Raw genomic sequence first — 11,892 nt, 5'->3', positions numbered from 1 at the left:
AGGGCGCGCCGCCGCCGGCCGCTCAGTTATCCAGGTTGATGTTGCTGCTCTTGATGAACTTGCTCCAGCGGTCGTATTCCGCCTTCACGTAGGCATCCAGGGCCGGGCCGTTCGAGGCCACGATCTCGAAGCCGGCCTCTTCCAGCTTCTTCTTGACGTCCGGATCGGCCAGCACCGTGTTGAACGCCTGCGTCAGCTTTTTGACGGTCGCCTCCGGCGTGCCCTTGGGCGCGAACATGCCGCTCCACGAATAGGCGACGAAGCCCGGAAAACCGGACTCCGCCACCGTCGGCACGTTGGGCAGGTCCGGCAGGCGCTTCTCGCCGGCCACCGCCAGCGGCTTGATCTTGCCTGCCTGGATCTGGCCGCGCAGCGCGGCAAAGCTCAACCAGGTCATGTTGGCCTGGCCGCCCACCACGGCCTGGATGGCCGGTCCGCCGCCGCCGTACGGCACGTGCAGCAGTTCCACCTTGGACAGGCGCTTGAGCTCTTCGGGCGCCAGGTGATTCAGCGATCCCACGCCGGTGGAGGCATAGTTGAACTTGTTGGGCGGCTGCTTGGCCGCGGCCGCCAGGAATTCCTTCAGGTTGTCGCCCGGCACGCCCGGATTGGCGCCCAGCACCAGCGGAAAGCGCACGGTCTGGGTGATGGCGACGAAGTCCTTGAAGGTGTCGTAGGGCAGCTTGGGCTTCACCGCCGGGTTGATGCCGTGGTTGTCGAAGCTGACCAGCAGCGTGCTGCCGTCGGGCTCGGCCCGCGCCACGAAGGCGGTGGCGATCTGGCTGGCGGCGCCCGGGCGGTTTTCCACCACCACGGCGCGGCCGCCCAGTTCCTTGGATAGCCGTGGCTGCAGGATGCGGGCCAGGATGTCGGTGCTGCCGCCGGGCGGATACGGCACCACCAGGATCAGCGGCTTTTCTTCCGCCCGGGCGGGCGCGGCGGCCAGCCCGCCCCCCAGCGCGGCGAGCGCGCAGACGGCCGCCAAGGCGCGCCGCATCGTTGTGTAGGTCATGTGTTTTCCCCTGCTGTTGTGGTGTTGGCCGGCGCTGCGACAGCGGGTTCGGCCTGGTCCCGCATGTAAATCGTGGAAAAGCCGGTGCGGATGACATCGGTGATCTGGTCCAGCCGCCGGCCGATGTGGCTGCGCATCATGTCCGGCAGGGCATCCATGTCGCGCCGCTCCAACGCCTGGACGATGCGCAAGTGTTCGCCCTGGGTGTGGCTGCGACGGCCCTGCTGCATGTCGATCCAGCGCACGAAATGGATGCGGGCGTTGACGCTCTCCAGCGCGCGCACGAATTCCTCGTTGCGCGAATAGCGCGCCAGCGTCAGGTGAAACGCCTCGTCCAATTCCAGCAGGCGGGTCGCGTCACTGTCCTCGGGCACGTCGCGCGAGCGTTCGACAAACGCGCGCAGCGCCGCCAGTTCCTCGTCGGTGGCGCGTTCGCAGGCAGCGCGCACAATGCCGGCCTCGAGCACCGCGCGGTATTCATAGAGGCTATGGATCTGCTTGGCGTCGAGCAGCCGCGCGATGAAACCGCGGTTCACCGAACGGGTCAGGAAGCCCTCGACCATCAGTTGGTTGAGCACCTCGCGCAGCGGCGTGCGGCTCACGTTCAGGCGCCTGGCCAGTTCGACTTCGTTGATGCGCTCGCCCGGCTTGAACTCGAAACTCACCGCCATCGCCTTGACGGCGTTGTACAGCTCGGCCTGGCCGGCCATGGTGCGGGCTGCGGGTCGGGATGAGGTCATGAGGGTGTCGGCCGCCGGGGCGCTCCGCGATGGGGATAAAGTGCATACTAAAGTGCATACACTTTGCCGGACAACCCGGGTTTGCCCGCAAGCGCGAAGCAAGGCTCCGCCCCCAAAAATTGGGAACGGGAGGTCAACCAAAGAAAAGCCCGCGCGGCGACTGCGCGCGGAAGGCGGGATCAGACGCCGGTGTCGAGCGTGTAGTGAGCGCCGTCGCGGTTTTCCAACGTCAGCGTGGACAGCACCGGGGTCACGGCCGTGGCGTCTTCCCGCACGTGGATGTGCAGGTTGGCCAGCGGCACGTCCCAACCGCCGGCGGCGGCCTCGGCCGTCACCCCTGCCACCAGGGCCAGCCGTTCGGCCACCTGGCGCGGCTGAGCCGCGCGGGCGTCGATGCGCAGCAGGCTGCGGGCGCCGTTGGGATGGGCCATCAATTCAGGCGACCAGACGCACTCGGGCGTCAGGTGACGGCAGAAATACATGCGGATCCCGGGCAGCGGCTGCTCGGCGAAACGCACGGTATGGAAACGGGCCTCGACTTCCCGGCCGTCCAGCATGGCGGGACGGGACAGCTCCTGCATCGGATTGACGGCGAAGCCGGCGGCGAGCAGGCGCTCGCGCGTGGCCTCGGCATCGTAGGTGCGGAACACCAGCGCCTCGAGCCCGAAGGGCGAATCGGCGATTTCCTTGCGCGCCGGCGGCGCGCCGGGCGGCCAGCCCAGCAGTTCGACGTAGGTGCCTTCGAGCACGATCAGGCGGTTGCACGAACCCAGGTTGTGCACCGCCTTGTCGCTCAGGTGGAAGCCCTGGCGCTCGAAGTGCGGCGCCAGCGCATCCAGGCGGTCCCGCACCATGACCACGGCGTGGTCGAACTCGGTCTGGCCGACGGCATGCAGCATGGCGTTATCCGCTCAGACCAGCTTGCCGTGGCACTGCTTGTACTTCTTGCCGCTGCCGCACGGGCACGGATCGTTGCGGCCCACCTTGGGCAGCACGTTGCGCACCGGCTGGGCGCCCGCGTCGTCGGCCGACTGGGCCAGGGCCTCGTCGTAGTCGGAGTGGTGGTACTGCACGTTCTGCACGTGCGGCTGGGCCGCTTCGGCCTCGGCCTGCTCGACCTGCTCGGACGACTGCACGCGCACCGTCATCAGCACGCGCACCACGTCGTCGCGGATGCGGTCCAGCATGCCCGAGAACAGTTCGAAGGCTTCGCGCTTGTATTCCTGCTTGGGGTTCTTCTGCGCGTAGCCGCGCAGATGGATGCCCTGGCGCAGATAGTCCAGCGCCGACAGGTGCTCGCGCCAGTGCGTGTCGATCGCCTGCAGCATGATCGAACGCTCGAACTGCGACCACGATTCGGCGCCGACCTGGTCGACCTTGCCCTGGTAGACGTCGCGCGCCGCCGCGATCACGCGCTCGCGCAGATCCTCGTCGGTCAGGTTGGCTTCCTTCTCGAGCATCTCGGTCAACGGCAGGTGGATCTGCCAATCAGCCTCCAGCGCCTTCTGCAAGGCCGGGATGTCCCACTGCTCTTCCACCGATTCCGGCGGCACGTAGGTGTTGAATAGGTCGACCACCGCGGCGTCGCGCAGGTTCTCGACCGTGGCGCTGACGCTGGCCGCTTCCAGCACTTCGTTGCGCTGCGCGTACAGCACCTTGCGCTGGTCGTTGGCGACGTCGTCGTATTCCAGCAGTTGCTTGCGGATGTCGAAGTTGCGACCTTCGACCTTGCGCTGCGCGGTCTCGATGGAACGCGTCACCATGCCGGCCTCGATCGGCTCGCCCTCGGGCAGCTTCAGGCGCTCCATGATGGCGCGCACGCGGTCGCCGGCGAAGATGCGCATCAGCGAATCTTCCAGCGACAGGTAGAAGCGCGACGAACCCGGGTCGCCCTGGCGGCCGGCGCGGCCGCGCAGTTGGTTGTCGATACGGCGCGATTCGTGGCGCTCGGTGCCGATGATGCGCAGGCCGCCCGCAGCCTTGACCTGCTCGTTGAGCGGCTTCCAGTCGGCACGCACCTTTTCGATGCGGGCGGTCTTTTCGGCTTCGGACAGCGACTCGTCGGCGCGGATCAGGTCGACCTGCTTGTCGACGCTGCCGCCCAGCACGATGTCGGTGCCGCGGCCCGCCATGTTGGTGGCGATGGTAATGTGGCCCGGCTTGCCGGCCTCGGCGACGATCTCGGCTTCACGCGCGTGCTGCTTGGCGTTCAGCACCTCGTGCGGCAGCTTGGCCTTTTTCAGCAGGCCCGACAGCAGTTCGGAGTTCTCGATGCTGGTGGTGCCCACCAGCACCGGCTGGCCGCGCTCGTGGCAATCGCGGATGTCTTCGAGGATGGCGTTGTACTTTTCGCCGTCCGTCTTGAAGACCTGGTCGTTCTGGTCCTTGCGGATCATGGGCTTGTTGGTCGGGATGATGACCGTCTCGAGCCCGTAGATCTCCTGGAATTCGTACGCTTCCGTGTCGGCCGTGCCGGTCATGCCGGACAGCTTCTCGTACATGCGGAAGTAGTTCTGGAAGGTGATCGACGCCAGCGTCTGGTTCTCGTGCTGGATCTTCACGCCTTCCTTGGCCTCGACCGCCTGGTGCAGGCCGTCGGACCAGCGGCGGCCCACCATCAGGCGGCCGGTGAATTCGTCGACGATGATGACTTCGCCATCCTGCACCACGTATTGCTGGTCGCGGAAGAACAGCGTGTTGGCGCGCAGCGCCACCATCAGGTGATGCATCAGCGCGATGTGGCGCGGGTCGTACAGCGACTCGCCCTCGGGCAGGATGCCCAGGCGCGCCAGGATGCCTTCGGCGTTGACGTGGCCGGCTTCCGACAGGTAGACCTGCTGGCTCTTTTCATCGACCCAGTAGTCGCCCTCGGGTTCCGGCTCCTGCGGCTTGGGCTCGCTGGCCATGCGGGTCAGCAGCGGCGGCACCGCGTTCATGCGGATGTAGAGTTCGGTGTGGTCCTCGGCCTGGCCGGAGATGATCAGCGGCGTGCGCGCCTCGTCGATGAGGATCGAGTCCACTTCGTCGACGATGGCGTAGAACAGGCCGCGCTGGCGCCGGTCCTCAACACGGTATTCCATGTTGTCGCGCAGGTAGTCGAAACCGAATTCGTTGTTGGTGCCGTAGGTGATGTCGGCGGCGTAGGCGGCCTTCTTTTCCTCGTTCGGCTGCTGCGGCACCACCACGCCCGTGGACAGGCCCAGGAAGTGATACAGGCGTCCCATCCATTCGGCGTCGCGGCGGGCCAGGTAGTCGTTCACCGTGACCACGTGCACGCCCTTGGCGGCGATCGCGTTCAGGTAGACCGGCAGCGTGGCCATCAGCGTCTTGCCTTCGCCCGTGCGCATTTCGGCGATCTTGCCGCTGTGCAGGGCGATGCCGCCCAGCAACTGCGCGTCGAAGTGGCGCATGCCGAACACCCGCTTGCCCGCCTCGCGCACCACGGCGAAGGCTTCGGGCAGCAGGTCGTCGAGCGACGTGCCCTGGGAATGGCGGGAACGGAATTCCGCGGTCTTGGCCGCCAGCTCCGCATCGGAGAGCGCGGAGATCTTGGGCTCCAGCCCATTGATCTGGGTTACCAGCTTGCGATACTGCTTAAGCAGCCGGTCGTTGCGGCTGCCTATGAGTTTTTTGAGCAGAGAAACCATGCGTATGTCGGCCGCACGAGCCCCGCCGCGCCCACATGGGGCCAGGGCGGCGTCACCCGTGACTTGATTTATTTGGTTGAGCGGGGGTCCGCTGGGAAACGAACCAGTTTAACGCACCTGGCGCGTAAGAGCCTGAACCGATGGCCAGGGTGGCACTGTAGCCCGGATCGGGCGTCAGCGCGCGGCGCTGTCCGCGCCGGCCTGCGCCACCGTCGGCGGAGCGTTCTGCTGCGGGCCGAGGAACAGGCGCGGATCCAGCGGCTGGCCGGCCAGCCGCACTTCGAAATGCAGGTGCGGTCCGGTGGATCGCCCCGACGAGCCCACCCGGGCGATCTGCTGGCCGCGGTCGACCAGTTGACCCTGTTTGACCATCAGCGAGGAAGCATGCGCGTAGCGTGTGATAAGGCCATCGCCATGGTCGATTTCGACCATGTTGCCATAGCCGGGATGGAATCTTGCTTCCAGCACCACGCCACCGGAGGCCGCCAGGATGGGCGTGCCCGGCGGCGCGGCGAAGTCCAGCCCCTCGTGCATGGCCGAACGACCGGTCACGGGGTTGCGGCGCCAGCCGTAGGAAGAACTGAGATAGGGGTAATCGGTGATCGGCATCGCCGTCGGCATGCGGGCCTGGTCGGCCGAGCGCCGGGTCAGCGCCGCGTCCAGCAGCTTGAGATTGTCGGTCTGCAGGGCCAGCCGTTCCTGGATCTCGTCCAACTGACGGCCCAGGGCCTCGGCCGAGGCGGCGCTGGGCGGCGTGCCCTCGGTGAACAGGTCGTCCATCACCTGGGTGGCCTCGGGGGCATGCTGGGCGTCGGCGGGGGCCGATGCCAGTTGCTTGGCGACCTCGGGATCGGTGTAGGCCACGCCAGCCACCTTGGCCACCCGTTGGCCCAGGCCGTCGATGCTGGCCAGCTTGGCCTGCAGCGCGCCCACCTTGGCGGCCAGCAGGTTCATGTTGCCCCGCAGGAAGTCCGCATCGCGTCCCGGTTGTTCGGACAGCGGCCAGCCAACGGTGTGTACGGCGGGCAGGATGGGTGTAATGTAGCGCTGAAGGGCGGCGCCGAAGATGGCGGCCGTCATCAGCGCGCCCCCCAGAAACAACGCCAAATGCGCGCCTCCCAGGGTGAAATGCCCGTCCCGCCCGTCGCGGGCGTGCATAATCACGATTTTCAAGGTTTGCTTCCTAATTCTCAGAGCCGGGATGAATAGACCCACTTCATACCGTCAACGTTCCAGTTCCAGCCGGCGAGGGGAAAATACCGCCCTGGGATGGCTGGGTCATGACATGCGGGGCGCCGGCGTACTGGCAACCGCCCGCAAGCACTTGCAAATCCAATATGCGGTGGCGGCGATCCTGCCCGCCCCGTTGGGCTCCGTCTGCCAGGTCGGCAAGCTGGAAAACCAGCGCCTTCAACTGGTGGTGCCCAGCGCCGCGCACGCGGCGAAGATGCGCCAACTTGCCCCGCGCATCGCGCAGGCTTTGGCGGACCAAGGCTGGAACCTTAACGAAATTGCGGTGAAGGTACAAGCCGGCCTGCCCAAGCCCGGGGCCCGCAAGCCGCTGCCGCCGAAAGAGGCGCAGCCGCTGGGGGATGCCGCCCTGGGCGCCTTCGAAACCCTGCATGACAACCTGCGTCCCGGCCCGCTGGCCGACGCGGTGGCCAGGCTATTGAAGCACCACAAGAGTAGCTGAGATAGCCGGGCTTGTCCGGATGCCCGCCTTTCGGGTGACATCGATGGCCACATTGCCGGACGGGATGACCCTGCGGCGGGCGCGGGGATGGCGCCAGCGGGTCGAGGCGTGCCCCCTTGGGATGCCATCCAAATGAAATTGGCCGGCTGCCAGCCGGGGACAGCCCCCGGCGCACCGGCCATCAGCAGTCGACCGGCCTCAGGCCAGTTGCCATTCGTGCCAGAACGCCTGCGGCGCCTCGGCTTGCGATTCGTAGGTGACCATTTCCCAGGCATCGCGCTGCGCCAGCAGCGCGCGCGCCAACTGGTTGTTCAGCGCGTGGCCCGATTTGCATGCCACATAGCGCGCGACCAGCGGCTTGCCCAGCAGATACAGGTCGCCGATGGCGTCCAGGATCTTGTGCTTCACGAATTCGTCATCGTAGCGCAGGCCGTCGCTGTTCAGCACCCGGTATTCGTCCATGACGATGGCGTTATCCAGGCTGCCGCCGCGGGCCAGGCCCATCGAACGCAGCGCCTCGACTTCGTTGACGAAGCCGAAGGTGCGCGCGCGCGCGATCTCGCGCACGTAAGAATGGGTGGCGAAATCGATTTCGGCGAAATTCGCGGTCGAGTCGATGGCCGGGTGGCGGAAGTCGATCGAGAAGGCCAGCGCGTACCCTTCATGGGGTTCGAGCCGGGCCCACTTCTCGTTGCGGCCTTCGCCCTCGCGCACTTCCACCGTCTTCAACACGCGGATGAACTGCTTCGGCGCGTTCTGCTCGACGATGCCCGCCGAGCGCAACAGGTACACGAAGGTTGCCGCACTGCCGTCCATGATGGGGACTTCTTCGGCAGTGAGGTCGATATGCAGGTTGTCGATGCCCAGGCCGGCCAGCGCCGACATGAGATGCTCCACCGTGGAAACGCGGACGTTGCCCTGCTGCAGGACGGACGCCATGCGCGTATCGCCCACGCCAGTGGCCTGCGCGGGCAGGTCGACGACTTCGGGCAGATCGACGCGGTGGAACACGATGCCCGTATTGGGCGCCGCCGGACGCAGGGTGAGCTCGACCCGCCGTCCGGAGTGGACGCCGACGCCTGTCGTGCGGACGAGATTCTGAATGCTGCGCTGTCGGAACATGAGACTAAGGTATTTTGAGCCAGGAAGCCGGCAAGATGACAAGAGATTGCCGGCGTAACTGACGTATTGTAACTCTGTCCGGTTCTCAACGCCATCAAAGCGTCAGGACCGACCGATAAAACCGTCCCCGATTCACGTCACACAATCAAAACACGGACCGCTCCGCCTCCGGCCTGCCCGCGGGGACAGGCAAGCCGGAGATGAGGGAGTGCATATAGAGCCTGAAACCAGGCTCCAGGTTCAATCCGCCTGCTTACGCAGGAAAGCGGGGATGTCGAAATGATCCATGCCCGAGCTTTCCAGCGCGCGCACCTGGGCCGACGCCTGGCTGCGCGGGTTGCGCATGACAGACGGCATGTCCAGATTGCGGTAATCACCCTGACCGGCGGCCGGCATCGTGCCCATGGGCATGTTGTCGGTGCCGGTGCGCAGCACTTCAGCGGTGCTCTGCACCAGTTGCGGACGCGCCTGCGCACGGCCCAGGCCGGTCGCAACCACGGTCACGCGCAGGTTTTCACCCATCGATTCGTCGTAGGCGGTGCCGAAGATCACGGTCGCGTCGTCCGAAGCGTAGCTGCGGATCGTTTCCATGATTTCGCGCGTTTCGCGCATCTTCAGCGAGCGGCTGGCGGTGATGTTGACCAGCACGCCGCGCGCGCCGTTCAGGTCCACGCCTTCCAGGAGCGGGCAGGCGATGGCGTGCTCGGCGGCGACGCGGGCGCGGTCAGCGCCCGAAGCCGATGCCGTGCCCATCATGGCCTGGCCCTGCTCGCCCATGATCGTCTTGACGTCTTCGAAGTCGACGTTGACGTTGCCTTCGACGTTGATGATTTCGGCGATACCCGCGCACGCGTTGTGCAGGATGTCGTCGGCCGAACGGAAGCAGTCTTCCTGCGTCGCGTCCTCGTCCATCAGTTCATACAGGTTCTCGTTGAGCACCACGATGAGCGAATGCACGTGCTTGGCCAGTTCGGCAATGCCGTCTTCGGCCATCTTCAGGCGCTTGTTGCCTTCGAACGAGAAGGGCTTGGTGACCACGCCCACCGTCAGAATGCCCAGCTCCTTGGCGACTTCGGCCACGACCGGACCCGCGCCCGTGCCGGTGCCGCCGCCCATGCCCGCGGTGATGAAGACCATGTGCGCGCCGTTCAGGGCGGCACGGATCTCTTCACGCGCGGTTTCGGCCGACGCGCGGCCTTGCTCGGGCTTGGCGCCCGCGCCCAGGCCGGTGCGGCCCAGGCGGATCTGCACCGGGGCGTTGGTCGCCGCCAGTGCCTGCGCATCGGTGTTGGCGCAGATGAAATCCACGCCGTGCACGCCGCTGCGAATCATGTGCGCGACGGCATTGCCGCCCGCACCGCCCACACCAACGACCTTGATTACGGTCCCTTTGGTGTTGTTCTCAAGCATCTCAAAGTTCATCATGATGACTCCCTCACAAGTCCGATTTTGCAAATCACAAAAATTCCCCAACAACCTATATTTTGTGAATCGCCTCAAAGCCGAAGCCGACTGCTTTGGTCCGCAACGGGTTTGAGACGCCTCCCCTTTCTGGCCCGGCCCGCCCTACCGCCGCGGATCGTGCCAAGGAGCAGGCCCCAACCTGCCCCCCTCTTCAATTCATGAACCATTCCTTCATGCGCGCCAGCAGGCTCTTGAAATTGCCGGTCTGCGCGGCGACCTTGCGGCCGCGCACGCGTTGCATACGCGCCTCCTGCAACAGCCCCATCACGGTCGAGAAGCGCGGATTGCGCATCACGTCGGCCAGGCTGCCTTCGTATTCGGGCACCGCCACGCGGACCGGCTTGAGGAACACGTCCTCGGCCAGTTCGATCATGCCGGGCAATTGCGCCGAGCCGCCGGTCAGCACCACGCCGGAAGCCAGCAGGTCCTCGTAGCCGGAGTCGCGCACCACCTGCTGCACCAGCGTGAACAGTTCTTCGACGCGCGGCTCGATCACGGCGCCCAGCGCCTGGCGCTTGACCTGGCGCGGGCCGCGGTCGCCCAGGCCCGGCACTTCCACGGACTCGTCCGGGCTCGCCAGCACCTGCTTGGCCACGCCATAGCGAAGCTTGATTTCCTCGGCATCGGGCGTCGGCGTGCGCAGCATGGCCGCGATGTCGTTGGTGATCTGGTCGCCGGCGATCGGCAGCACGGCGGTGTGGCGGATCGCGCCGCCGGTGAAGATCGCCACGTCGGTGGTGCCGCCGCCGATGTCCACCAGGACGACGCCCAGCTCCTTTTCGTCGGCGGTCAGCACGGCCAGGCTGGAGGCCAGCGGCTGCAGGATCAGGTCCTGCACTTCCAGGCCGCAGCGGCGCACGCACTTGACGATGTTCTGCGCGGCGCTGACGGCGCCGGTCACGATGTGCACGCGCACTTCCAGCCGCAGACCGCTCATGCCGATGGGTTCGCGGATGTCTTCCTGGCCGTCGACGATGAACTCCTGGGTCAGCACGTGCAGCACCTGCTGGTCGGTCGGGATGTTCACCGCCTTGGCGGTCTCGATGACGCGGGCGACGTCGGTGGCGGTGACTTCCTTGTCCTTGACGGCGACCATGCCGCTGGAATTGAAGCTGCGGATATGGCTGCCGGCAATGCCGGTGTAGACGTCTCGGATCTTGCAATCTGCCATCAGCTCGGCTTCTTCAAGCGCGCGCTGAATCGAATTCACAGTGGTCTCGATATTGACGACCACGCCCTTGCGCATGCCGCGCGATTCATGCTGGCCGAGGCCAAGCACTTCGAATCGCCCTTCGGGCAGGATTTCAGCCACCACAGCCACCACCTTGCTGGTGCCGATATCGAGGGCGACGATAAGGTCCTTGATGTCACGGGTCATGGCGTTAGCGTTTCTTGGGAGGTTTCGGTGTGGATTTGGGTTTGTTTGCCGACGCGGGCAACGGGGCCAGCGCCAGGGCGAAACCATTGGGATAGCGCAGGTCGGCCTGCGTGATGGTGCGCCCTTCCAGGCGCCCCGCCACGGCCGGCCAGGCCTGAACAAAACGTTGAATGCGCGCCGCGAACGGCAGCGCGCCGGGCAGGCCGTGCGGATCCGGCGCATCGGCGCCCGGATCTCGGCCCAGGTCCAGCAGCATGCCGTTGGACAGCACCACGCGCCAGGCGTAGCGCGGACTCAGCTCCAGCTGCTTGACATGCATATCGAGCGGCGCGAACCAGCGCGCCAGCTCGGCGTAGCGTTGCACCACCAGCGACTCGGTGCCCTCGGGCCCGGAGAACTGCGGCAGCACCGTCTCGTCGTCCACTTCGCCCGTGTTGGCCGTGAACGCCTCGCCCCAGGTGTTGATCATCTGGTTCTCGTTCCACAGCGCCAGCGGCTGCTGCTCCTCGATGCGCACGCGCAGCACATTCGGCCAGATCCGCCGCACGGTGGCGTGGCGCACCCATGGCACCGACTCGAAGATCTCGCGCGCGTCGTCCAGGTCCACCGTGAAGAAGTTGCCCTTGAAGCGCCCCGCGATCGCCGCGCGCACCGCGCCCGGCGAGACATAGTGCAGCTCGGAGTCCGGCGTGGACTCCAGCTCGATGGCCGACAGCGTGAAATACGGACGCTGCGCCACCCACACCACGCCCGCCAGGAGCATGGCGCAGACCGCCAGCACGGCAAGCGTGTTGGCGATCAGGTTGGTCGTGCGAGCGTCGTTCCACACAGAATGT

Annotated in this window: 10 protein-coding genes; 1 reads left to right on the top strand and 9 read right to left on the bottom strand. The window is 66.2% G+C overall.

Annotation, left to right across the window (positions count from 1 at the left end):
• Positions 1–22 precede the first annotated feature (22 nt).
• From HV783_RS00145 to HV783_RS00125, 5 genes are all read right to left on the bottom strand, one after another.
• On the bottom strand, positions 23–1,012 hold the full coding sequence (locus HV783_RS00145; protein ID WP_006392965.1) for a tripartite tricarboxylate transporter substrate binding protein: 990 nt from the start codon (positions 1,010–1,012) through the stop codon (positions 23–25).
• A complete protein-coding gene (locus HV783_RS00140) occupies positions 1,009–1,752 on the bottom strand; it encodes a GntR family transcriptional regulator (protein WP_054501907.1) in 744 nt (247 codons plus the stop codon). Before HV783_RS00140 ends, HV783_RS00145 begins: the two co-directional genes overlap by 4 nt.
• A 179-nt stretch (positions 1,753–1,931) precedes the next feature.
• The gene (locus tag HV783_RS00135; RefSeq protein WP_175188450.1) at positions 1,932–2,651 is read right to left on the bottom strand and encodes a VOC family protein; all 720 of its coding nucleotides are present in this window, start codon (positions 2,649–2,651) and stop codon (positions 1,932–1,934) included.
• Between the two features lie 12 nt (positions 2,652–2,663).
• A complete protein-coding gene (gene secA / locus HV783_RS00130) occupies positions 2,664–5,399 on the bottom strand; it encodes a preprotein translocase subunit SecA (RefSeq protein WP_054501908.1) in 2,736 nt (911 codons plus the stop codon).
• A 174-nt stretch (positions 5,400–5,573) separates the two neighbouring features.
• On the bottom strand, positions 5,574–6,557 hold the full coding sequence (locus HV783_RS00125) for a M23 family metallopeptidase (protein ID WP_054501909.1): 984 nt from the start codon (positions 6,555–6,557) through the stop codon (positions 5,574–5,576).
• A 127-nt stretch (positions 6,558–6,684) separates the two neighbouring features.
• Between HV783_RS00125 and HV783_RS00120 the strand changes: the two genes are divergently transcribed.
• Entirely contained in the window at positions 6,685–7,092 is a 408-nt protein-coding gene (locus HV783_RS00120) for a flagellar hook-length control protein FliK (protein ID WP_006388788.1), read from the top strand.
• A 198-nt stretch (positions 7,093–7,290) separates the two neighbouring features.
• Here HV783_RS00120 and lpxC read toward each other — a convergent pair whose 3' ends face one another.
• The 4 genes from lpxC to HV783_RS00100 all read right to left on the bottom strand — a co-directional run bounded on the left by lpxC (position 7,291) and on the right by HV783_RS00100 (position 11,885).
• Positions 7,291–8,214, bottom strand: a complete 924-nt coding sequence (lpxC, locus tag HV783_RS00115; RefSeq protein WP_175188448.1) for a UDP-3-O-acyl-N-acetylglucosamine deacetylase — start codon at positions 8,212–8,214, stop codon at positions 7,291–7,293.
• Positions 8,215–8,454: 240 nt separating this feature from the next.
• Positions 8,455–9,639, bottom strand: coding sequence for a cell division protein FtsZ (gene ftsZ, locus HV783_RS00110; protein ID WP_054501910.1), 1,185 nt, complete (start codon positions 9,637–9,639; stop codon positions 8,455–8,457).
• Between the two features lie 190 nt (positions 9,640–9,829).
• Positions 9,830–11,056, bottom strand: coding sequence for a cell division protein FtsA (gene ftsA, locus HV783_RS00105; RefSeq protein WP_006217473.1), 1,227 nt, complete (start codon positions 11,054–11,056; stop codon positions 9,830–9,832).
• A 4-nt stretch (positions 11,057–11,060) separates the two neighbouring features.
• Positions 11,061–11,885, bottom strand: coding sequence for a cell division protein FtsQ/DivIB (locus HV783_RS00100; protein WP_020925135.1), 825 nt, complete (start codon positions 11,883–11,885; stop codon positions 11,061–11,063).
• Positions 11,886–11,892: the final 7 nt, after the last annotated feature.

The sequence above is a fragment of the Achromobacter dolens genome (assembly GCF_902859745.1).
GTDB lineage: Bacteria > Pseudomonadota > Gammaproteobacteria > Burkholderiales > Burkholderiaceae_B > Achromobacter > Achromobacter dolens.
This window is presented reverse-complemented; position numbering and strand designations above follow the sequence as displayed.